The sequence below is a fragment of the Streptomyces sp. NPDC060002 genome (genome assembly GCF_042737245.1).
Lineage (GTDB): Bacteria > Actinomycetota > Actinomycetes > Streptomycetales > Streptomycetaceae > Streptomyces.
Genome location: NZ_JBHWUW010000045.1, coordinates 52,846 through 74,712, shown reverse-complemented (window position 1 = coordinate 74,712; position 21,867 = coordinate 52,846). Strand labels below are relative to the sequence as shown.

The following is a 21,867-nucleotide window of genomic DNA, read 5'->3' as shown; positions in this document are numbered from 1 at the left end:
CCCTCTAATACGCCCCCCCCCCACCCCCCCCGCCCCCCCCGGGCCCCCCACCCCCGGCCCCCCCCCCACCCGCCCGGCCCCCCCCCCGCGCGCGTGGAGGGCCCCTTCCGTGTGGGGCGCGGGTGTCAGGTGAAGCGGCGCGTTCCCGAGGGCGTCACCACCGCGTGCACGGGCCGGTCGTGCGCCTCCCCGGGGACGCGCTCGACGACCTCGGCGTCGTACAGGAGCACCACCAGCGAGGGGCGGGCCCCGGAAGCCGCCAGCCGGGCCAGCACGCGGTCATACGACCCTCCGCCGCGTCCCAGGCGCATACCGCGCGCGTCGACCGCCAGGCCCGGCAGCAGCACCACGTCGGCGGCCGTCACGGCGTCCGGGCCGAGGCGCTCGCCGGCCGGCTCCAGGAGGGCCATCCTGGAGCCGTGCAGGACCCGCGTGAGGGAGCGCTCGCCGGTGTAGGCGCCCCAGTCCAGGTCGTTGTCGGGCAGCAGCGCGGGGAGCAGCACGCGCACGCCCCGCGCGCGCAGCGCGTCCAGCAGCGCCAGGGTGCCGGGCTCGGTACCCACGGAGACGTACGCCGCCACCGTGCGCGCGTGCGTCAACTCGGGCAGTTCCAGGGCCTGCTCGGCCAGGGCGACGGCCGCCGCGCGCACGTCATCGGGCGTCAACCTGTTTCTCATGGCGAGGAACCCTTGCCGCAACATACGTTTGTCAGACTCTGGTCCGCCTTCGAGGTGGCTCATATGTCGCTCCCGCTCATCTCCCACACGCTCCAATGCGTTCATATGATCATTAATTAACCGGAGCCACAGATTTCTCTCAAAGTCACCGGATAAGGTTGCCGACATGACGCAGTCGCACCCCAGGATCAGCAAGGCTGTCATCCCCGCAGCCGGTCTCGGCACCCGGTTCCTGCCGGCAACCAAGGCCACTCCCAAGGAGATGCTGCCGGTCGTGGACAAGCCGGCTATCCAGTACGTGGTCGAGGAGGCCGTCTCCGCCGGCCTCGACGACGTCCTCATGGTCACAGGCCGCAACAAACGCCCCCTCGAGGACCACTTCGACCGCAACTACGAACTCGAGTCGGCCCTACAGAAGAAGGGCGATGCCGCCCGGCTCGCCAAGGTCCAGCAGTCCAGCGACCTCGCGACCATGCACTACGTGCGCCAGGGCGACCCCAAGGGCCTCGGACACGCCGTCCTGTGCGCGGCCCCGCACGTCGGGCAGGAGCCCTTCGCCGTCCTGCTGGGCGACGACCTGATCGACCCCCGTGACCCGCTCCTCCAGCGGATGATCGAGGTGCAGGAGCTGCACGGCGGCAGCGTCGTCGCGCTCATGGAGGTCGCCCCCGAGCAGATCCACCTCTACGGCTGCGCGGCCGTGGAGGCCACCGTGGACGGCGACGTGGTCAAGGTGACCGGCCTCGTCGAGAAGCCGGACCCGGCGGACGCCCCGTCGAACTACGCCATCATCGGACGCTACGTCCTCGACCCGAGTGTGTTCGGCATACTGCGGCAGACCGAGCCCGGCCGCGGCGGCGAGATCCAGCTCACCGACGCCCTCCAGCAGCTCGCGCAGGACGAGAAGATCGGCGGCCCCGTCCACGGTGTCGTCTTCAAGGGCCGCCGCTATGACACCGGCGATCGTGGCGACTACCTGCGTGCCATTGTCAGACTCGCGTGCGAACGTGAAGATCTGGGTCCGGACTTCCGGTCCTGGCTTCGCAGTTACGTCACCGAGGAGATGTAGCCACTTTGAGCACCGCCGCGCCCCGCCCCACCGGCCAGGACCAGCTCTGGTCGGTGGACGAACACCTGGAGGACATCCTCGCCACCGTCCGCCCCCTGGAACCCATCGAGCTGCAACTGCCCGACGCCCAGGGGTGCGTCCTGGTCGACGACGTCATGGTGCCGGTCTCGCTGCCGCCCTTCGACAACAGCTCCATGGACGGGTACGCGGTGCGGGTCGCGGATGTCGCGGGCGCGAGCGAGGAGTTCCCGGCGGCTCTGGACGTCGTGGGGGACGTCGCGGCGGGACAGGCGGCCGACCTGCTGTACGTGGGACCCGGTCAGGCCGCCCGGATCATGACCGGCGCCCCGCTCCCGGCCGGGGCCGAGGCCGTCGTCCCCGTGGAGTGGACCGACGGCGGACTAGGCGAGGGCCCGGTCAGCGGGATGCGTGCCCGCAGCCTCGCCCCCGAGCAGGCCTCGGGGCACGTGCGCGTGTACCGGCCCGCCGAGGCACGCGCGCACGTACGCGCCAAGGGCAGCGACGTGAAGGCGGGGGACCGGGCCCTCGACGCCGGGACCGTCCTCGGACCGCCCCAGATCGCCCTGCTCGCCGCGATCGGCCGGGGCGCCGTACGCGTGCGCCCGCGCCCGCGCGTGGTCGTGATGTCCACCGGCAGCGAACTCGTCCAGCCCGGCGAGGAGCTGGGCAGCGGCCAGATCTACGACTCCAACAGCTTCGCCCTCACCGCGGCCGCCCGGGACGCCGGCGCCATCGCCTACCGGGTCGGCGCGGTCGCCGACGACGCCGAGACGCTCCGCTCCACCATCGAGGACCAGCTCGTCCGCGCCGACCTCGTCGTCACCACCGGCGGAGTGAGCGTCGGGGCGTACGACGTCGTCAAGGAGGCCCTGGAGCACGTCTGCGACGAGGACGAGGCGGGCGGCGGGGTCGAGTTCCGCAAGCTGGCCATGCAGCCCGGCAAGCCCCAGGGCTTCGGTTCCATCGGCCCCGACCACATCCCCCTGCTGGCCCTGCCGGGCAACCCGGTGTCGTCGTACGTCTCGTTCGAACTGTTCGTCCGCCCCGCCATCCGGACCCTTATGGGCCTCGAGGACGTCCACCGGCCCACCACGCGCGCGAAGCTGATCGCGGACAAGGCGCTGACCTCGCCGAAGGGCCGCAGACAGTTCCTGCGCGCCACCTACAGCGACGGCGCCGTCCGCCCCGTCGGGGGCGCCGGCTCCCACCTGGTCGCGGCCCTCGCGCACGCCGACTCGCTGATCGTCGTCCCCGAGGACGTGGAGTCCGTCGAGCCCGGTGCCGACGTCGAGGTGGTCCTCCTCGGCTGAGTCCTCCTGGTTGGGGGTACCGTGTCGCGCACAACAGGCCCGGACCGGGAGCGCCACACCACCATGAGTACGCAGGACCGACTGACGCACATCGACGACGTGGGCGCCGCCCGCATGGTCGACGTTTCCGGCAAGGACGTCACAGCGCGCACCGCGCGTGCCAGCGGGCGGGTTCTCGTCTCGCCCCGCGTGGTCGAGCTGCTGCGCGGCGAGGGGGTACCCAAGGGGGACGCGCTGGCCACCGCGCGGATCGCGGGCATCATGGGCGCCAAACGCACCCCGGACCTGATCCCACTGTGCCACCCCCTGGCCGTCTCCGGTGTGAAACTGGATGTGTCGGTCGCGGACGACGCCGTGGAGATCACCGCCACGGTGAAGACGACGGACCGCACGGGCGTCGAGATGGAGGCGCTCACGGCGGTCTCCGTCGCCGCGCTCACCGTGATCGACATGGTGAAGGCGGTCGACAAGGGAGCGGTCATCACGGACGTGCGCGTGGAGGAGAAGACGGGCGGCAAGTCGGGCGACTGGAGCCGGACATGACACGCGACGTGTCCGCCGGCGGCGCCCTGCCCGCTCCGTACAGCGCACTGGTCGTGACGGCCTCCAACCGGGCCGCCGCAGGCGTCTACGAGGACCGGGGCGGCCCGCTGATCGCCGAGGGCCTGCGCGGCTTCGGCTTCGCCGTCGACGGGCCGCAGGTCGTCCCTGACGGGGACCCGGTGGAGGCGGCGCTGCGGGCCGCCGTCGAGGCCGGGTACGACGCCGTCGTCACCACCGGCGGCACCGGCATCTCGCCCACCGACCGCACTCCCGAGGCGACCCGCGCGGTGATCGACCACGAGGTGCCGGGCATCGCCGAGGCCATCCGGGCGTACGGCCGGGAGAAGGTGCCCACCGCGGCGCTCTCGCGCGGCCTGGCCGGAGTGGCGGGCGGGACGCTGATCGTCAACCTGCCGGGTTCCACCGGCGGGGTGAAGGACGGCCTGGCCGTCCTGGAGCCCCTGCTGATCCACGCCGTCGACCAGATCCGTGGCGGCGACCATCCCAGACCCAGCCACGGGGGTGCCAGCTGAACGGCTCATCCTGGCCCGTGGAACTGGTGGAGGGCGACATCGTCCTGCGGCCCATAAAGCTGCGCGACCAGCGGGCCTGGCGCGAGGTCAACCGGCGCAACCGGGACTGGCTGCGCCCCTGGGAGGCGACCATCCCGCCGCCCGCGCCCAGCGGGCCGATCGCCCACCGGCCGACCTACCGCCAGATGGTCCGGCATCTGCGGTCCGAGGCGAACGCGGGCCGGATGCTGCCGTTCGTGATCGAGTACCAGGGGCGGCTCGTCGGGCAGTTGACGGTCGCCGGGATCACCTGGGGGTCGATGTGCTCCGGGCACGTCGGTTACTGGGTGGACGAGTCGGTGGCCGGCCGCGGTGTGATGCCGACGGCTGTGGCGCTCATCGTGGACCACTGTTTCCGCACCGTCGGGCTGCACCGCATCGAGGTCTGCATTCGGCCCGAGAACGGGCCGAGCCGCCGGGTCGTGGAGAAACTCGGATTCCGTGAGGAAGGGCTGCGGCCGCGCTATCTCCACATCGACGGTGCCTGGCGTGACCACCTCGTCTTCGCCCTCACGGCGGAGGAGGTCCCGGAGGGCCTGCTGAACCGGTGGCGCCGCACACGCTCGCAGAAGGCGTCCAATTGAATTAGCCGGTCAGCCGAATGGATGTTCGAAAATGATCGGTTGATCGCACCGGTCGCAAAAAAAGTTCGAAATATCAGCCAGATCGTGCGACACACCGGCCCAATTGGCGGATGGCCTCACGCAAACCCCTCTACCGTGTGAGGCGTGAGCAGCAGCGGCCTCATCTACGCAGTCATTGTCGGGGCCTGGGCCGCCTACTTGGTGCCTATGTGGCTCCGTAGGCAGGACGAGCTGAACGAGGCCCGTCCGACTGAACGCTTCAGCACCGCCATCCGGCTGCTGTCCGGACGGGCGGGAATGGAGCGCCGGTACGCCAAGGACCTGCGGGCGCGCTCCACCGAGGAGGGGGAGTCCGACGCCGACGTCCCGGACGCCGTCACCACATCGGTGGACGTCCGGTCCTTCGCCATGCCTCCGACTCGCCCGCAGGTGAAGGCGCCGGTTCAGGAGCGCGTCCAGGAACGCGGTCAGGAGCGAGGGTCGGGGCGTCCGGAGGCGGCGCGTGAACCGGCGCGCGATCCGGCGGCCAAGCCCGCGCACGACCATCGCGCACAGGGCGCCAAGTCCGCACGCGATGGGGGAGCCGCTCCGGCGGCCCGACGGGCACCGGTCGCCAGGCGTACGCCCGCCGAGCAGGCGTCCGCCGCGCGCGCCCAGCGCTCGAAGGCGCTCGCGCGCCGTCGGCGCACCACCATGATGCTCTTCCTCGGCTTCACGCTCGGCGCGATCGTCGCGGCGGTCGGCGGACTCGCGTTCCTGTGGGCGCCCGGCGTGCCCGCCGTCCTGCTCAGCGCGTACATCGGGTACCTGCGCTCCCAGGAGCGTCGCCGCTTCGCCTTCCAGATGGACCGCAGGCGCGCCGAGGTCGCCGCGCAGCGGCTGCGTGAGCGTCAGCCGCGCCGGCGTGCGCCCGCCTCGGCGAACGCCTCGTCCGTCGACACCGGCCCCGACGCCGGCGCAGAGGAGCCGCACGCGGCCCCCGAGCCGGAGACCGACCCGGGTCTGCTGGCGCTCGCCGCGGACCGCAGGGCGCTCGTCGAGCAGACCGATCACGCGGAGTGGGTCGACCAGCAGCGCGAGCGGCAGCGCCGGCCCGGCCACGGCGAGAGCTGGGATCCGGTACCGGTACCGCTGCCGACGTACGTGACCGCGCCGGTCGCGCCCCGGGCGACCTCCGACGTGGACCTCGGGGCGCCGGACGCCTGGAGCTCGGCCCGCTCGAGTTCGGTGGCGCCGGAGCACGATGCGGCGGACGCCGGGGACGCACCGGCCGGGGAATCCGACGAGGCGGACCGCGCGGACGACAGGGGAGCGGACGGCGACGAGCGGAGCGACGCCCGGCGCGCGGCCTCGGCCCGACGCTCGCGCGAACGCGGCCGCACCCCGCTGTTCGACCAGTACGAGGACGGCGAGCGACCGCTGGCCGCCAACGAATGAGAGCCCCGGCATCCCGCGTCCGGCCTCGGGGAACGGATTTCCAGGCAGGCCGACCGGGATGCTAGAGTTTCACTCGTTGCAAGGGCCTGTGGCGCAGTCTGGTAGCGCACCTCGTTCGCATCGAGGGGGTCTGGGGTTCAAATCCCCACAGGTCCACGCAGCATAGAGCCCCCGTCGGGTAACCGACGGGGGCTCTGTCGTGTTCGGATTCGGTGGGCCGGTCGGTCGTGGCCCGTGGTTCAGGTGTGGCGGCAGGTGCGGTGGTTCATGGCCGGGCCGAACGTAGTGCCGGTGCCGTCGATGTCAGTGCCGTGACGGTCGCGAGCAGGGCGCATGCTGCCGTCGTCCAGGTGAGTGCCTGCCAGGGCGGGGCGATGGCCGCTGGGGCCGAGAGCAGGTGCAGGGCGGCGCTCAGGCCGGTCAGGTTGACGGCCGTCACCAGGAGGCCCAGCAGTGCGCCTACCGCTACGGCGATCAGTGCTTCCGCGGCCGCCAGTCGCAGTAGCTGGCCGGCTGTGGCGCCGGCCAGCCGTAGGGCCGTCAGGTCGGGTCCGCGTTCGGCGGCCGCCATGGCCAGGGTGTTCGCCAGTGAGATGCCGGTGTACAGAAGCGCGATGCCCAGGACGAGCAGCATGCCGAGCCGGGTCGTCCGGTTGGTCTGCGGGTGAGCTGCTCGCACCCACTGCGCCTTGTTCATCACCCGCACCCCGTCGACGGTCCGCAGCCGCGCCGCTACCGCCGTCGGGTCCGCACCCGCCCGCACCCGTACGTCCACGCGGTTCACGCCCCCGCCGCCCGCGTTGGCCGGGGTGACGTAGGCGCCGTTGTCCCCGGTGCCGATGGAGAGCACGGCGGCGATCCGGAGGGTCTTCGGCGTACCGTCTCCGAGCCACACCCGCACCCGTTGTCCCACCCGGTGCCGCGCCCACTCCTCGGTCACGACGATCGACCCGTCGTCGAGGTCGGAGAGCCGCCCGGCGGTCACCGGCAGCCGTACGGTCGCGGCGAGCAGCGCCGGATCGGCCGCCCGGGCCTCGGACTTCACGAGCGCGACACCGTCCTCCAGCGTGAACACGGCGGTGGCGGAACCGGCCGACACGACCGTGCCGGGCACCTGCCGGAGCCGGTCGAGCGCCCCTGCCCGCAGGGTCGTTCCGTCCCGCGGTGTCACCACGAAGTCGGCGGCCGTCTGCTGCCGCACCTCCGCCGCCCGCGCCGCGCCCGTCGTCGTAGTCGCGCCCAGCAGGGAGCCCGCGAGCGCCACGGTGACCAGGACGGGCGCGGCCACGGCGGCGGTACGGCGGACCCCGGCGATCGCGCCGGCCCGCGCCAACAGGCCCACCGCGCCCGGCAGCCGGGGCACCAGCGGACGTACCGTCAGGGGCGAGAGCAGCGCGACCGCAGTGATGAGCAGCATGGGACGGCTGATGTACGACTTGCGGTGGAGCAGCTCGCCCGGGTCGGTCACCAACGTGTACGCCAGGGTCGCGACGGCCGCGAGCAGCAGCGCCGTACCGCACACGCGCCGTCCCCGGGTCAGCGCGCGCCCGTCGACCGAGGCCTCACGCAGCGCCTGGGCCGGGGCGGTGCGTCCGGCCCGCCAGGACGCGGCGAGCGCACCGCACAGGGCGACCAGCAGGCCCGTCCAGAAGGCCAGGTGGTACGGCCAGACGCCGGCCGAAGGGCCGCCGATCGCGTACCACTTCGGTGCGAGGCCGCCGTCGACCACCAGCTCGGCCAGGTGCGGTGCGCCGTACGTGCCCAGTACGCAGCCCGTCGCCGAGGCGAGCGTGCCGACCAGCAGGGCTTCCGCGAGGACCGTCCGCCGGATCTGGCCCGGGGTCGCGCCGGCGGTGCGCAGCAGCCCGAACTCGCGGCGGCGCCGGTCGACCGCGAAGGCGAAGGTCGACGCCACGACGAAGACGGACACGAAGGCGGTCACACCGCCCGCCGTGCCGAACAGGGCGTTCAGCGCCGTCAGGGCCTCGGCGTCCCGGCCCGGTTCGGCGTCGGCCAGCCGGCGGGCGTCGCCGGTGAGGATCCGTACGTCCTCGTCCGTGACCGCCGCCCGTACGGCCGCCGCGTCCGCCTCCACGACCAGCTGGGTCGACTCCGGGGCCAGTCGGGCGGCCTGGGCGTCCGGATAGAACACGGCGTGCTCGAAGTCGAGTCCGCGTTCTGTCCCTGCCTCGACCGTGCCGACCACGTGCAACGGGCCGCCAGTGGTGCGCAGTCGGGTGCCTACGGTCGTCCAGTCGTCGCTGGTCGCCACCTCGCCGGCCGCTTCCGGGGCCCTGCCCGCGGTCAGCCGGTAGGGGGCGAAGCGGGCCGTCGACCAGGGGTGGCCGACCAGGTCGCCCGGCGCGGCCGGAGTGCCGTACGCCCGGACCGGGAAGGACCGGTCCTCGGTGACCGGGCCGAGCGCGCGGAGCGCGGCGACGGTCCCGGCGGGCACCGGGCGCGGCCGGGCCAGCTCCTTCGTCCGCTCACCGGCCGGGGTCGTGACCCGCAGGGTGTCCTGGCCCAGGACCACCACCGGCGCCGCCGCGAACCGTTCCGGGGCGCGCACCGGTGCGTCCAGTGAGGCGGCCAGCGCCTGTCCCATCACGGTGAGCAGCGCGACGCCGAGCGCGAGGGCGACGAAACTGCCGGCGAAGGCGGCCCACCGGGCGCGCAGGGTGTGCCACGCGACGCTCAGCACGCGGCACCTGCCGAGGCGAGCGCGGCACCGTCGGCCGCGGTCTCCAGCCCCGCCAGCCGGGCCGCGATCGCCGCCACGGACGCGTCGGCGCCGGAGAGTTCGCCGTGGACGCGGCCGTCGACCAGGAAGACCACCCGGTCCGCGTAGGAGGCGGCGAGCGGGTCGTGGGTGACCATGACGACCGTCCGGCCGGCCTCGTCGACCAGGGAGCGCAGCAGGGTCAGCACCTCGCGGCCGGTACGGGAGTCCAGCGCGCCGGTCGGTTCGTCGCCGAACAGGACCTCCGGGCGGGTGATCACGGCGCGGGCCAGGGCGACGCGTTGCTGCTGGCCGCCGGAGAGCCGGTCCGGGCGGTGACCGGCGCGGTCGGCGAGTCCGACCTGCCGCAGGGCGTCGAGGACCTGTGCCCTGGGCGGGCGGCGGCCGGCGAGCCGCAACGGGAGGGCGACGTTCTGCTCGGCGGTGAGGGCGGGCAGCAGGTTGAACGACTGGAAGACGAAGCCGATCCGCTCCCGGCGCAGCAGCGTCAGCCGCCGCTCGCCCAGCCCGGTCAGTTCGGTTCCGCCGATCCGCACCGACCCCGAGGTCGGCCGGTCCAGCCCGGCGGCGCACTGGAGCAGCGTCGACTTGCCCGAGCCGGACGGCCCCATGACGGCGGTGAACGAGCCCCGGGGGAAGCCGAGGGTGACGTCGTCGAGCGCGGTCACCCCGGTGCCCGCGGCACCGTATCGCCTGCTCACGGAGGTCAGTTGGACGGCGTGTGTGGTCATGCCCCTACGAAACCGTGCGGGCCCCTGTCCGGTCTGTCGGGCAGGGGCGAGACCTGGGGTAGGGCCAGGCATACCCCCGGGCCTCCGGTCAGGCCGATGGCCGCGGCGCGGCGCCCCTTCTACGGTGATCCGCATGCAACCCCGAAACGTGTGGCAGGCCTTGTTCCGACCGGGATACCTGCTGTCGCCGTGGCCCTGGCGAGCCGTCGCCTATCTGCTGACGGGCGCGGTCACGGGAGCCGCCGTCCTCGTGGGGCTGGTCGCGGTGGTGGCGGTGGGCGGAGTCCTCGTGGTGGTCCTCGTCGGGCTGCCGCTGCTCGCGGCCGTCGCCTTCGCGGGGCTCCCGGTGGCGGCCCTGGAGCGGCGCCGGCTGCGGCTCGTCGACGCGGACGACGCACCCGGCGCGCATCTCGAGCCCGCCGCGCCGGGCCTGCGCAGCTGGCTCACCACCCGGCTCCGGGAACGGGCCACCTGGCGCGAACTCGGCCACACCCTCCTCACGGCCTGCCTTCTCTGGCCCGCCGAGGCGCTCCTGCTGACCGTCGCGCTGTTCGTCCCCCTCGCGACGGTCGCGGCCCCACTGCTGCTGGCGACGGCCGGCGGGGGCCGTGAGACGAAGGTGCTCAAGGTGTGGACGGTGACCGGCTGGCCGGCCGCCTTCGGCGCCGCCGCGCTGGGTGTGCTGCTGCTGGTCGTGGGCGGGTACGCCCTCGGGGCGGCGGCGGGTGCACGGGCCGCGCTGACCCGGCTGCTCGTCGCCCCGCGCGGGGGCGATCCGCGGGCCAGGGTCGTCGAACTGACGCGCTCGCGCGCGCGGTTGGTCGACGCGTTCGAGTCGGAGCGCCGGCGGATCGAACGCGATCTGCACGACGGCGCCCAGCAGCGTCTGGTCGCGCTCACCATGAACCTCGGACTGGCCCGTCTCGACGTCCCGCCCGGCGGCCCCCTCGCCGAGCAGCTCGCCCGCGCCCACGAGGAGGCGGGCGCGGCCCTCGCGGAACTGCGTGAACTGATCCACGGCATCCACCCCCAGGTGCTCGCCGACTACGGCCTGGAGGCGGCCGTCGCCGACGCGGCCGACCGCTCGCCCGTCCCCGTGGACGTGGAGTTCGCCCGGCCGGTCCCGCGGCTCCCGCAGGCCGTGGAGGCCGCCGCCTACTTCGTGGTCCGCGAGGCGCTGGCCAACGTGGCCCGGCACAGCGGGGCGCAGCACGCACGCGTGCGTGCGGAGCACCGGGGCGGGCGGCTGCTCGTCCTGGAGGTTGCCGACGACGGCCGCGGCGGCGCGGACAGTGCCCGCGGCACCGGCCTCACCGGTCTCGCCGACCGGGTGTCGGTGCTCGATGGAAGACTGACCCTGACCAGCCCGCCGGGCGGACCGACCCTGCTGCGTGTGGAGATCCCTTGCGAGCCGAGCCCGCCGAGCCAGCCGAGCCAGCCGAATCCGCCGAGTCAGGCGAGCCCGCCGAGCCAGCCGAGCCAGCCGAATCCGCCGAGTCAGGCGAGCCCGCCGAACCCGCCGAGTCAGCCGAGTCAGCCGAGCGGGCCGGACGACCGGACGGGAACGGTCGCCGAGGCCTCCGCGTAGTCCTCGCCGAGGACGGTGTCCTGCTGCGCGACGGCCTCACGACGCTCCTCACCCGCTTCGGGCACGAGGTCGTGGCGGCGGTGGGCGACGCGCCGGGCCTGCTGGAGGCGGTCGCCGACCACGCGCCCGACATCGTCGTGACGGACGTCCGCATGCCGCCCGCCTTCCAGGACGAGGGGCTGAGGGCGGCGGTCGGGCTGCGCGCGGAGCGGCCCGGGCTGCCGGTGCTCGTCCTCAGCCAGTACGTGCAGCGCGCGTACGCGGCCGAACTCCTCGACTCCGGCGACGGCACCGGCGTGGGCTATCTGCTCAAGGACCGCGTCGGCCAGGTGGAGGAGTTCGTGGACGCGCTGCGCGAGGTCGCGGCCGGCGGCACGGTCGTCGACCCGGAGGTCGTACGGCAACTGCTGCGCCGGCGCCGCGATCCGCTGGCCCGGCTCACCCCGCGCGAGCGGGAGGTGCTCGCGCTGGTGGCGGAGGGGCGGTCCAACGGTGCGATAGCCCGTCAGCTGGTGGTGTCGGAGGCGGCCGTGGGCAAGCACATCGGCGGCATCCTCGCCAAGCTGGACCTGCCCCCGGCGCACGACACCCACCGCCGCGTCCTGGCGGTGCTCGCCTACCTCAGAAGCTGAGGCTCTGCAGAGGCTGAGGCTCTTCAGGAGCCGTGGTCCTTCAGAAGCCGTGGTCCTTCAGAAGTCGAGGCCGATTCAGGGGCTGAGGTTCTTCAGGAGCCGAGCGGCTTGGCGTAGCAGCGGCTGTTCTCGTACTCGCGGTAGTAGCCGAACTTCGTGCACGGCGCGTACCCGCTGGAGGTGTACAGGGCGATGGCCTCGGGCTGCTCGGTGCCGGTCTCCAGGACCATCCGGACGCGGCCGGCCGCCCGCGCGTCCTCCTCCAGCGCGGTGAGCATCCGCTTGGCCAGTCCTCTGCCCCGCATCTCCCGGATCACGAACATCCGCTTGAGCTCGGCGTCGCCGTCCTCGTGCCCCTCGCCGTCGTCGTCCTGGCCGCGCCAGCCGCCCGTGGCCACCGGTCGGTCCAGCTCGTCGTACGCGATGAGATAGACCCCGCGCGGCCGCTGGAAGTCGGACGGCTCCAGGACCGTGGCGTCACCGCCGTCGCCGTAGCGCTCGTGGTACTCGGCCTGGACCTCGTCGTTGAGCTTGACCGCGTCGGGGTGGTCGAAGGCGACCGGACGTATATTCATGCTGCTCACAGTAGATGTATGCACAATCCTGGAAAAGTGAATTCTGGACCTGGTCCAGTGTGCCGGTATCCGCCGGAGGTCGGCGCAGCGCCCGGGCCTGTATCGTGCCCGGGTGCTGACCGTGACCTCCGTGAACGTGAATGGACTGCGTGCCGCCGCGAAGAAGGGCTTCGTGGAGTGGCTCGCGGACACCTCCGCCGACGTGCTGTGCCTCCAGGAGGTGCGTGCCGAGCCGGGGCAACTGCCGGAGACGGTCCGGGCTCCCGAGGGCTGGTTCGTCACCCACGCACCGGCCGCGGCGAAGGGCCGCGCCGGTGTCTCCCTCTACAGCCGCCGTGAACCGGACGCCGTCCGGGTCGGCTTCGGCTCGTCCGAGTTCGACGGCAGCGGCCGTTACGTCGAGGCCGACCTGCCCGGTGTGACGATCGCCTCCCTCTATCTGCCCTCCGGCGAGGTCGGCACCGACCGGCAGGACGAGAAGGTCCGCTTCATGGGCGAGTTCCTGGCCCACCTCAAGGACCTGCGCGCCCGTGCCGCCGCCGACGGCCGCGAGGTCCTCGTGGTGGGCGACTGGAACATCGCCCACCAGCAGGCAGACCTGAAGAACTGGCGCTCCAACACCAAGAACTCCGGCTTCCTTCCGGAGGAGCGCGACTGGCTGACCCAGGTCTTCGCCGCGGAGGACGGCGGCTACGTGGACGTCGTACGGTCGCTGCACCCGGACGTGGCGGGGCCGTACACGTGGTGGTCGTACCGGGGCCGGGCGTTCGAGAATGACTCAGGTTGGAGGATCGACCTGCACGTCTCGACGCCCACTCTCGCGGGCAAGGCCGTCAAGGGGTTCGTGGAGCGGGCGGCCACGCATGGCGAGCGCTGGTCGGACCACGCTCCGGTGACGGTGGTCTACGACCTCTAGAGCGGCCTTCGGAGCGATCTCTAGGGCGACCGCAGGTACGACCTGGGTATGACCGCAATCACCACCGCGAGCACGACCACACGCACGACCACGCGTACGACCACACGCACGACCACGAGCACGACTGCGGTCGCGACCTCTAGGGCGTCTTGTGCAGCCGTCGGTCCAGGGCGAGGGAGAGTTCTGCCTCGACGACGCTGCGTGCCAGGGGGCGTAGGCGGGGCAGGTCGGCCTCGGTCGCGTGGCGCAAAATCAGGTCGGTGAAGAGGGCGGCGAGGGCGTCGGCGTGTTCGCGGACCCGGACGCCGGCCGCCAGTACCTCGGCGAGCGGGATGCCCTCGCGGACCAGGGCGGAGGAGACGTCCAGCAGGCGGCGGCTGATGTGGACGATCTCGTCGCCGTCGGTGCCCAGGTAGCCGAGGTCCAGGGCGGCGGCGAGGTTCTCCGTGGTGACCTGGCCCTCGAAGCGGGCGGCGAGTTCCTCGGGGGTCAGGCGGACCGGCTCCTCCTCGGTGGGGCCGCCGACGCCGAGGAGGTCGGCCACGCCGCGTCCGTGATCGAGGGCGTCCGCCAGCTCGGCGATGCCGGTGAGGGTGTGGCCGCGTTCCAGCAGCGCAGCGATCGTGCGCAGGCGGGCCAGGTGGTGGTCGTCGTACCAGGCGATACGGCCCTCGCGGCGGGGTGGCGCGAGGAGTTTGCGCTCGCGGTAGAAGCGCAGGGTGCGCACCGTGATGCCGGCCTCCCCGGCCAGTTCCTCCGTTCGGTACTCCCGCTTCTCCGTCACGGGCGAAGCCTATGTTGTACCGCCGGTAACTTTCCCTCTCCCGGCCCCTACCCATCGGTACGGAGCTGCTCTACGCTCCCATTGCGCCAGTGTTCACTGGCAGAGTCCGCGGAGTCGTACGCACGGCTAGGAGGTGTCGGGATGACCGAACACGTACGGGTGGCGGTGATCGGGTCCGGTTTCGGTGGGCTGGGGGCGGCCGTGCGGCTGCGCCGCGAGGGGATCACCGACTTCGTCGTCCTGGAGCGGGCGGGCAGCGTCGGCGGGACCTGGCGGGACAACGGCTACCCGGGGTGCGCCTGTGACGTGCCCTCCCACCTGTACTCCTTCTCCTTCGCGCCCAACCCGGACTGGCCGCGCACCTTCTCCGGGCAGGAGCACATCCGCGCCTATCTGGAGCACGTCACGGACGTCTTCGGGCTCCGTCCGCAGCTGCGGCTGGACTCCGAGGTGCTGCGGATGACGTGGGACACGCAGGAGCTGCGCTGGGACATCGAGACCAGCGGCGGGCGGTACTTCGCCGACGTCGTCGTGTCGGCCACCGGGCCGCTGTCCGACCCGAAGATCCCGGAGATCCCCGGCCTCGACACCTTCCCCGGCAAGGTCTTCCACTCGGCCCGCTGGGACCACGACGCCGACCTCACCGGGCAGCGCGTCGCCATGGTCGGCACCGGTGCCTCGGCCATCCAGATCGTGCCCGCCGTCCAGCCCGACGTCTCCAGGCTGACGCTCTTCCAGCGCACCCCGCCCTGGGTGATGCCCCGCGTGGACCGGGCGATCAGCGGCGCGGAGCGTGGCCTGCACCGGGCCCTGCCCGTCACGGCCAAGATGCGCCGCGGCCTGCTGTGGGGCATCCGGGAACTGCAGGTCCAGGCGTTCACCAAGCACCCGAACCAGCTCGGTCTGGTCGAGCAGCTCGCCAAGCAGAACATGGCCCGCGCCATCAAGGACCCGGCCCTGCGCGCCAGGCTCACCCCGGACTACCGCATCGGCTGCAAGCGGATCCTGCTGTCCAGCACCTACTATCCGGCCCTCGCGCAGCCCAATGTGGACGTCGTCGCGAGCGGGCTGAGCGAGGTCCGCGGGTCCACGCTGGTCGCCGCCGACGGCAGCGAGGCGGAGGTCGACGCGATCGTCTTCGGCACCGGCTTCCACGTCACCGACATGCCGATCGCCGACCGGGTGGTGGGCGCCGGCGGGCGGACGCTCGCGGAGAGCTGGAAGGACGGCATGGAGGCGCTGCGCGGTGCCTCCGCCGCCGGCTTCCCCAACTGGATGACGATCATCGGCCCCAACACCGGGCTCGGGAACTCCTCCATGATCCTGATGATCGAGTCCCAGCTGAACTACATGGCCGACTATCTGCGCCAGCTCGACGTCCTCGGGGGGCGCGCGGCGCTGGACGCCCGGCCGAGCGCCGTGCACGCGTGGAACCGCCGGGTGCAGGACCGGATGAGGCGGACGGTGTGGAACACGGGCGGCTGCACCAGCTGGTACCTGGACGCGAACGGCCGCAACACCACCGTCTGGCCGGGCACCACGGCCGAGTTCCGGCGGGCCACCCGGCGCGTGGACCTCGCGGAGTACGAGGTCCTGCGCGCACCCGCCGTGAAGAGGGCCGTCGAGGAGCCGGACGAGGTGACGGCGTGACCTCATCCGGCAAGCCTTCCGCCAAGCCCTTCGGCAAGTCGTCTGCCGGGCCGTCTGCCGAGCTCGGCGGCAGGTCGTCTGCCGGGCCGTCTGCCGAGCTCGGCGGCAGGTCGTCTGCCGGGCCGTCTGCCGAGCCATCTGTCGAGCCGTCTGCCGAGTCCTCCGCCGAAGCCTCCGCCGAGCTCTCGGGCAGGACGTCCCGCGTGCCCTCTCGTGAGCTCACCGCCGTCTCCGCCGACGGCACGCTCCTGCACGTCGAGGTCCACGGGCCCGAGACCGCGCCCGCCGTCGTCCTCGCCCACGGCTGGACCTGCTCGACCGCGTTCTGGGCGGCCCAGATCCGGGACCTCGCCGCCGACCACCGGGTCATCGCCTATGACCAGCGCGGCCACGGACGCACCCTGCCGAGCCCGGCGTGCAGCACGGACACCCTCGCCGACGACCTGGAAGCGGTCCTCGCCGCGACGCTCGCGCCCGGTGAGAAGGCGGTGATCGCCGGGCACTCCATGGGCGGCATGACGGTGCTGGCGGCGGCCGCGAGGGACACGTTCCAGGAACACGCGGCGGCCGTCCTGCTGTGCAGCACCGGCGCTTCGGGACTGGTCGCCGAGTCCACTCTCCTGCCCCTGCGGCCGGGCCCGTTGCGGACCTGGCTGACCCGGCACATCCTCGGCTCGAGGGCGCCCCTCGGGCCGGTCACGCCGGTCGCGAAGCGGATCCTCAGGTACGCCACGATGGGCGCCGGATCCGCCCCGCACATGGTGGACGCGTGCGCCCGCATCGTGCACGCCTGCCCGCGCAAGGTGCGGCACACCTGGTCGCACGTGCTGAACCTGCTCGACCTCGACCACGGAGTACGGGAGTTGCGCGTGCCCACAGCGGTGATCGTCGGCACCGGTGACCGGCTTACCCCGCCGGTGCACGCCCGCCGGATCGCCGCCGCGCTCCCGAGTTGCGTCGGCCTCACCGAACTGCCCGGCCTCGGCCATATGACGCCGGTCGAGGCACCCGACCTGGTCACCGGCCGGATCCGGGAACTCGTCACCACGTACGCACAGTTGAAGGAGGGCGCATGAGCAGGGTCAGTCTCGAAGGACAGGTCGCCGTCGTGACCGGGGCCGCGCGGGGCGTCGGAGAGCTGCTCGCCCGCAAGCTCTCGGCGCGCGGTGCGAAGGTCGCGCTGGTCGGCCTGGAGCCGGACGCGCTCAAGCAGGTCTCCGAGCGGCTGCACAGCGACAGTGACCACTGGTACGCCGACGTCACCGACCACGAGGCGATGGCCCGGGTCGCGGCGGAGGTGAAGGAGCGTTTCGGCAAGGTGGACATAGTGGTCGCCAACGCCGGTGTCGCCAACGGCGGTCCGTTCGCCGACTCCGACCCGGAGGCCTGGCGCCGGGTCATCGAGGTCAACCTGATCGGCTCGGCGGTCACGGCCCGCGCCTTCCTGCCGCCGCTGCGGGAGAGCCGCGGCTACCTGCTTCAGATCGCCTCGCTCGCCGCGATCACCCCGGCGCCGATGATGACCGCGTACTGCGCGTCCAAGTCGGGTGTGGAGGCGTACGCGCACAGTCTGCGGGCCGAGGTCGGGCACCAGGGTGTGCGGGTCGGCGTCGGCTACCTGTCCTGGACCGACACCGACATGGTGCGGGGCGCCGATCAGGACGAGGTGATGCGGGAGTTGAGGCAGCGGCTGCCGTGGCCGTCGAACAAGACGTATCCGCTGGGGCCGGCCGTCGACCGGATCGTGGCCGGGATCGAACGGCGCTCGTCGCACGTGTACGGACAGTGGTGGCTGCGGGGGATGCAGGGTGTGCGCGGCTATCTTCCCGCGATCGTCGGGACGGTGGGCCGGCGCGAGATGAAGCGGTTCGCGCCCCGGCTGCACGGGATGCGGACGGGGCTGGTGGGCGCGGGCGGTTCCGCCGACGAACAGGCGAGGGCTACGCAGCGTAGTTGATCGACATGCGCGCCGTGAGCGCCCGTGTGAATCTGGTCGAGGCCCCACCAAGGGGCCCCAACCCCCCCTCATCTCCCCACAGGAGTGAACCCACATGGGTATGAAGGACAAGTTCCAGGACCAGTCCGAGCAGTTCAAGCAGCAGGCCAAGCAGAAGGTCGAGCAGGCCAAGGAGCAGGCTCAGCGTGGCAAGCAGCGCCCGGGCGAGCGTCCCGGTGAGCGGCCCGGAGAGCGTCCCGGTGAGCGTTCCAACGGGCGTCCCGGTGAGCGTCCCGGTGAGCGGTCCGGTGAGCGGTCCGGCGAGCGGTCCGGTGAGCGTCCCGGCCAGCCGGAGCGTATGCGGCGCGAGGACGACGAGCGCATCGGCCAGGACTTCGACGTGTAGCTGATCTCGGCTACCGCCGTTGACGTGGGGCGCCCTCCCTCGGGAGGGCGCCCCTGCGTTCTGCGTTCAGCGCCCTGTGCGGGGCGGCAGCCGGGGGCGGGAGCGGTCGGGGACGTCGTCGTAGGTCGGCGGGGTCGCCGGGGGGCGGGTGGCGAGGAGGTCCAGGGCCAGCCGTACGGCGTCGTCGAGTTGGGCGTGGCGGCCCTCGGCCCAGTCGAGCGGGGTGCGCAGCACCTCGAGGTCGGGGGTGACTCCCTTGTTCTCCACGGACCAGCCGTACGCGTCGAACCAGGCCGCGTTCATCGGGACGGTGATGACGGTGCCGTCGCCGAGCCGGTGGCGGCCGGTCATGCCGACCACGCCGCCCCAGGTGCGCTGGCCGACCACCGGGCCCAGCTTCAGCAGCTTGAAGGCGGCCGTGATCATGTCGCCGTCGGAGGACGTCGCCTCGTCGGCCAGGGCCACCACCGGGCCCCTCGGCGCGTTCGAGGCGTACGACACCGGCTGGGCGTCGCGGGTGAGGTCCCAGCCCAGGATCGTGCGCGTCAGCTTCTCCACCACCAGCTCGCTGATGTGCCCGCCCGCGTTGCCGCGCACGTCCACGAGCAGCGCGGGCCTGGACACCTCCATCCGCAGGTCGCGGTTGAACTGGGCCCAGCCCGAGCCGCCCATGTCGGGGATGTGCAGATAGCCGCACCGGCCGCCGCTCAACTCGTGGACCACGGCCCGCCGTTTGGCCACCCAGTCCTGGTAGCGCAGGGGGCGTTCGTCGGTGAGCGGGACCACGGCCACCCGGCGCGGGCGGCCCGCCTCGCCCTGGGCCGGGGTGAAGGTGAGTTCCACGGTCGTGCCGCCCGCGCCGGCGAGGAGCGGGTACGGGCCGGTGGCCGGGTCGACCTGCCGGCCGTCCACGTGGGTGAGCACCGCCCCGTCCCGGATCCCGGTGCCGGCCAGCGGTGAACGCGCCTTGGAGTCGGAGGAGTCGCCGGGCAGGATCCGCCGGACGGTCCAACCGGCATCTCTGCGCACGAAGTTGGCGCCCAGCAGGCCCTGGAGACGCTGGTAGTGCGGCGGTCCCTCGTTGCGGCGGGCGGCGGTGACGTACGCGTGGGACGTGCCGAGTTCGCCCAGCACCTCACGCAGCAGATCCGCGAACTCGTCGGGTGACGCGACCCGTCCGACCAGTGGCCGGTACTGGTCGAGGATCGCGTCCCAGTCGATGCCGCACATCCCCGGGTCCCAGAAGTAGGCGCGGATCAGCCGTCCGGCCTCCTCGTACGACTGACGCCACTCGGCGCTCGGGTCCACCTGGTGCAGGATGCGCCGCAGGTCGATCCAGACCGTGGAGTCCGAGTCCCCGGCCTCGGCCGACGGCACCGCCCGCAGGTCGCCCTCGTCGACCACGACCAGCCGGGAGCCGTCCCCGCTGAGCGCGAACCAGTCGAGATCGTCGACGAGTTCGGACTTCTTCGCCTTGCTGATGTTGAAGTACTCGAGCGTCGGCCGTCCGCTGGTGTCGTCCGGGTTGGCGAAGGTCTCGCCCAGCGCCCCCGAGATCGGCCAGCGCAGCCACACAAGACCGCCGCCCGCCACCGGGTAGAGCGCCGAGTACTTGGACGCCGGTACCGGGAAGGGCGTGACGCGGCTCTCCAGGCCCTCGATCTCGACGGTCACGGCTCCGTCGCCGCCCTCGTCGTCCTGCACCGGGTCCAGGCCTCCGGCGGCGGGCCGGCCCTCCGGGGTCAGGGCGAAGGGGGAGGGGGTCGCCGACGACAGCGGCACCAGGTAGGGGCGGCAGCCCAGCGGGAAGGACAGGTCGCCGGTGTGTACGTCGTACACGGGGTCGAAACCGCGCCAGGAGAGGAAGGCCAGGTAGCGGCCGTCCCGGGTGAAGACCGGGTTCTCGTCCTCGAACCGGCCGTTGGTGACGTCGACGATGAGCCGGTCCTTGATGCGGGCCATCTTGATCTGCCGCAGCGACCGGCCGATCCCCGGATGCGACCAGGTCAGCCAGTTCCCGTCGGGGGAGAAGGCCAGGTCCCGCACGGGTCCGTTGACCGACGAGATCAGCTCGGTGACCGCGCCGTCCGCGTTCGCGCCGTCCGGGCTCGCATCAGCCGCGTTCGCGCCGTCCGGGTCCGCGCCGTCCGGGTCCGCGCCGTCCCGGTCCGCGCCGTCCGGGTCCGCGCCGTCCCGGTCCGCACCGGCCGGGTCCGCACCGTCCGGGTCCGCACCGTCCGGGTCCGCGCCGTCCGGGTCCTCGGCGCCCGTGTCGTCGGGCCCGGTGATGTCGTCGGCCATGGTGACGTCGTCGGACACGGTGATGAGGAGCAGCCGTCCGTCGTGCGCGGCGACGGCGAGCCGCTCGCCGTCGGGGTCGGACACCATCTCCAGCACCCGCCCGAGCCGTCCGGAGGCCAGCCTCCGGGGTGCGCGGTCGCCGGTGGCCCGGGGGAGATGGGCGATCTCGACGGCGTCCTCGCCCTCGGCGTCCGTCACATAGGCGACCTGGCCGCCCGAGCCGAGCATCTCCGGCAGCCGCACCCGTACCCCGGGGGTGTCGGTGATCGTCCGGGCGGGGCCGTCCCGGTGCGTCAGCCAGTACAGGCTGCCGCGTACGACGACGGCGCTCGCCCGTCCCGTCTCGTCCACGGAGATGCCGTCCACGTGCTGGGCGGCCGGGATCTGGTAGGGCCGCCGCCCCGCGCGCGGTCCGCCGAGTCGTACGTCGATCCGGCGCGGCTCGGAGCCGGCGGCGAGGTCGTCGACGATCCACAGGTCCCCGGCGCACTGGTACACCACCCGGGTGCCGTCGCCGGCGGCGTGCCGGGCGTAGAAGGCGTCGTGGTCGGTGTGCCGGCGCAGGTCGGAGCCGTCGTGGGCGCAGGAGTAGAGGTTGCCGACACCCTCGTGGTCGGAGAGGAAGGCGATCCGTCCGCCGGCGAAGAGGGGGGAGTGCAGATGCCCGTCGAGGTCGGCCAGGAGCCGCTGGCCGTGCAGCCACAGGCGGCCCGTCGCCCCGCCCCGGTAGCGCTTCCAGGCGGCGGGTTCGTGCGGTGGGGTGCCGGTGAGCAGGAGGGTTCTGCGTTCGCCGTCGATGTCGGCGCTCTGGAGGTCGGAGACCGGGCCCCAGGGGAGCTTGCGGCCGGGTGCGCCGTCGGTGGGGACCTTGTAGGCCCAGGTGAAGTAGGAGAAGGGCTCGCCGTGGGAGGCGACGGCGAGGATGTCGGTGTTCCCGTCCTGGTCGGGGGGCGTCCAGCCGCAGACCTGGGTGTCGGAGCTGCCCCAGTACGTCAGCCGCCGGCCCGGTCCGCCGTCCACGGGCACCAGATGGATCTCCGGGACGAGACTGCGCCAGCTCGTGTACGCGATCATGCTTCCGTCGGGGGAGAACCGGGGGTGTCCGGCCTTGGTGCGGTCGACGGTGAGCCGCCAGGCGCGGCCGGGGTCGGCCAGGGGGGCCAGCCAGAGGTCGTCCTCGGCCACGAAGCACAGCAGGTCACCACTGAGGTGGGGCAGACGCAGATAGCTCACCTCCCCATGCTTTTCCGGCGAATGGGGCCGGGCAACTTATGTGCTCGCCGTGCGCCCGTCTTATGCGCCCTTCACGTTCGTGAGCCAGCACACGTACGAAACGGTTTCGTTTCGCTACTCCTCAGGGTATCTTCATGGTGTACGAGACGAGTTGGCTACGAC

The 21,867-nt window shown here is 72.8% G+C and carries 19 protein-coding genes and 1 tRNA gene; 14 read left to right on the top strand and 6 right to left on the bottom strand.

Features of this window, described 5'->3' with window-relative positions:
• Positions 1–125: 125 nt before the first annotated feature.
• Positions 126–740 carry a 5-formyltetrahydrofolate cyclo-ligase gene (locus tag ACFWBD_RS31030; protein WP_385673982.1) on the bottom strand — a complete coding sequence of 205 codons (615 nt, stop codon included), beginning with the start codon at positions 738–740 and terminating at the stop codon, positions 126–128.
• Positions 741–843: 103 nt separating this feature from the next.
• Here ACFWBD_RS31030 and galU point away from each other — a divergent pair, with 103 nt between their 5' ends.
• The 7 genes from galU to ACFWBD_RS30995 all read left to right on the top strand — a co-directional run bounded on the left by galU (position 844) and on the right by ACFWBD_RS30995 (position 6,369).
• A complete protein-coding gene (galU, locus tag ACFWBD_RS31025) occupies positions 844–1,746 on the top strand; it encodes a UTP--glucose-1-phosphate uridylyltransferase GalU (protein ID WP_385673979.1) in 903 nt (300 codons plus the stop codon).
• A gap of 5 nt (positions 1,747–1,751) precedes the next feature.
• Positions 1,752–3,077 carry a gephyrin-like molybdotransferase Glp gene (gene glp / locus ACFWBD_RS31020; protein WP_385673976.1) on the top strand — a complete coding sequence of 442 codons (1,326 nt, stop codon included), beginning with the start codon at positions 1,752–1,754 and terminating at the stop codon, positions 3,075–3,077.
• Between the two features lie 63 nt (positions 3,078–3,140).
• Positions 3,141–3,620: a cyclic pyranopterin monophosphate synthase MoaC gene (gene moaC / locus ACFWBD_RS31015; protein ID WP_385673973.1), complete on the top strand. Its 480-nt coding sequence runs from the start codon at positions 3,141–3,143 to the stop codon at positions 3,618–3,620.
• Positions 3,617–4,153: a molybdenum cofactor biosynthesis protein B gene (locus tag ACFWBD_RS31010; protein WP_385673970.1), complete on the top strand. Its 537-nt coding sequence runs from the start codon at positions 3,617–3,619 to the stop codon at positions 4,151–4,153. Before moaC ends, ACFWBD_RS31010 begins: the two co-directional genes overlap by 4 nt.
• Positions 4,154–4,170: 17 nt before the next feature.
• Complete coding sequence (locus ACFWBD_RS31005) at positions 4,171–4,776, top strand: GNAT family N-acetyltransferase (RefSeq protein WP_384115303.1); 606 nt, start codon at positions 4,171–4,173, stop codon at positions 4,774–4,776.
• Positions 4,777–4,920: 144 nt separating this feature from the next.
• Entirely contained in the window at positions 4,921–6,213 is a 1,293-nt protein-coding gene (gene glpR, locus ACFWBD_RS31000; RefSeq protein WP_385673967.1) for a gephyrin-like molybdotransferase receptor GlpR, read from the top strand.
• Between the two features lie 82 nt (positions 6,214–6,295).
• Positions 6,296–6,369: transfer RNA gene (locus ACFWBD_RS30995), tRNA-Ala, on the top strand.
• 109 nt (positions 6,370–6,478) lie between these two features.
• On the opposite strand, the gene ACFWBD_RS30990 is transcribed toward ACFWBD_RS30995, so the two are convergent.
• Together ACFWBD_RS30990 and ACFWBD_RS30985 are read right to left on the bottom strand one after the other, a co-directional pair.
• Positions 6,479–8,914, bottom strand: a complete 2,436-nt coding sequence (locus ACFWBD_RS30990) for an ABC transporter permease (RefSeq protein ID WP_385673964.1) — start codon at positions 8,912–8,914, stop codon at positions 6,479–6,481.
• Positions 8,908–9,684 (bottom strand): ABC transporter ATP-binding protein, encoded by a 777-nt coding sequence (locus ACFWBD_RS30985; RefSeq protein ID WP_385673961.1) that lies wholly within the window; start codon positions 9,682–9,684, stop codon positions 8,908–8,910. The genes ACFWBD_RS30990 and ACFWBD_RS30985 overlap by 7 nt, the downstream gene beginning before the upstream one ends.
• Positions 9,685–9,817: 133 nt before the next feature.
• On the opposite strand from ACFWBD_RS30985, the gene ACFWBD_RS30980 reads away from it, so the two are divergent.
• Together ACFWBD_RS30980 and ACFWBD_RS30975 are read left to right on the top strand one after the other, a co-directional pair.
• A complete protein-coding gene (locus ACFWBD_RS30980) occupies positions 9,818–11,272 on the top strand; it encodes a sensor histidine kinase (RefSeq protein ID WP_385673958.1) in 1,455 nt (484 codons plus the stop codon).
• Between the two features lie 20 nt (positions 11,273–11,292).
• Entirely contained in the window at positions 11,293–11,904 is a 612-nt protein-coding gene (locus tag ACFWBD_RS30975) for a LuxR C-terminal-related transcriptional regulator (protein WP_385673988.1), read from the top strand.
• A gap of 92 nt (positions 11,905–11,996) precedes the next feature.
• Here the strand turns inward: ACFWBD_RS30975 and ACFWBD_RS30970 are convergent, their stop codons facing one another.
• Entirely contained in the window at positions 11,997–12,479 is a 483-nt protein-coding gene (locus tag ACFWBD_RS30970; protein WP_385673956.1) for a GNAT family N-acetyltransferase, read from the bottom strand.
• A 112-nt stretch (positions 12,480–12,591) separates the two neighbouring features.
• Between ACFWBD_RS30970 and ACFWBD_RS30965 the strand changes: the two genes are divergently transcribed.
• Complete coding sequence (locus ACFWBD_RS30965; protein WP_385673953.1) at positions 12,592–13,395, top strand: exodeoxyribonuclease III; 804 nt, start codon at positions 12,592–12,594, stop codon at positions 13,393–13,395.
• 139 nt (positions 13,396–13,534) lie between these two features.
• Here ACFWBD_RS30965 and ACFWBD_RS30960 read toward each other — a convergent pair whose 3' ends face one another.
• A complete protein-coding gene (locus ACFWBD_RS30960; RefSeq protein WP_385673950.1) occupies positions 13,535–14,179 on the bottom strand; it encodes a MerR family transcriptional regulator in 645 nt (214 codons plus the stop codon).
• Between the two features lie 141 nt (positions 14,180–14,320).
• Here ACFWBD_RS30960 and ACFWBD_RS30955 point away from each other — a divergent pair, with 141 nt between their 5' ends.
• From ACFWBD_RS30955 to ACFWBD_RS30940, 4 genes are all read left to right on the top strand, one after another.
• Complete coding sequence (locus ACFWBD_RS30955; protein WP_385673948.1) at positions 14,321–15,829, top strand: flavin-containing monooxygenase; 1,509 nt, start codon at positions 14,321–14,323, stop codon at positions 15,827–15,829.
• Between the two features lie 203 nt (positions 15,830–16,032).
• Positions 16,033–16,905, top strand: a complete 873-nt coding sequence (locus ACFWBD_RS30950) for an alpha/beta fold hydrolase (protein ID WP_385673945.1) — start codon at positions 16,033–16,035, stop codon at positions 16,903–16,905.
• Positions 16,902–17,786 carry an SDR family oxidoreductase gene (locus tag ACFWBD_RS30945; RefSeq protein ID WP_385673942.1) on the top strand — a complete coding sequence of 295 codons (885 nt, stop codon included), beginning with the start codon at positions 16,902–16,904 and terminating at the stop codon, positions 17,784–17,786. Before ACFWBD_RS30950 ends, ACFWBD_RS30945 begins: the two co-directional genes overlap by 4 nt.
• A 94-nt stretch (positions 17,787–17,880) precedes the next feature.
• On the top strand, positions 17,881–18,171 hold the full coding sequence (locus ACFWBD_RS30940) for a hypothetical protein (protein ID WP_385673939.1): 291 nt from the start codon (positions 17,881–17,883) through the stop codon (positions 18,169–18,171).
• A 66-nt stretch (positions 18,172–18,237) separates the two neighbouring features.
• Here the strand turns inward: ACFWBD_RS30940 and ACFWBD_RS30935 are convergent, their stop codons facing one another.
• Positions 18,238–21,705, bottom strand: a complete 3,468-nt coding sequence (locus ACFWBD_RS30935; protein ID WP_385673937.1) for a S41 family peptidase — start codon at positions 21,703–21,705, stop codon at positions 18,238–18,240.
• Positions 21,706–21,867: the final 162 nt, after the last annotated feature.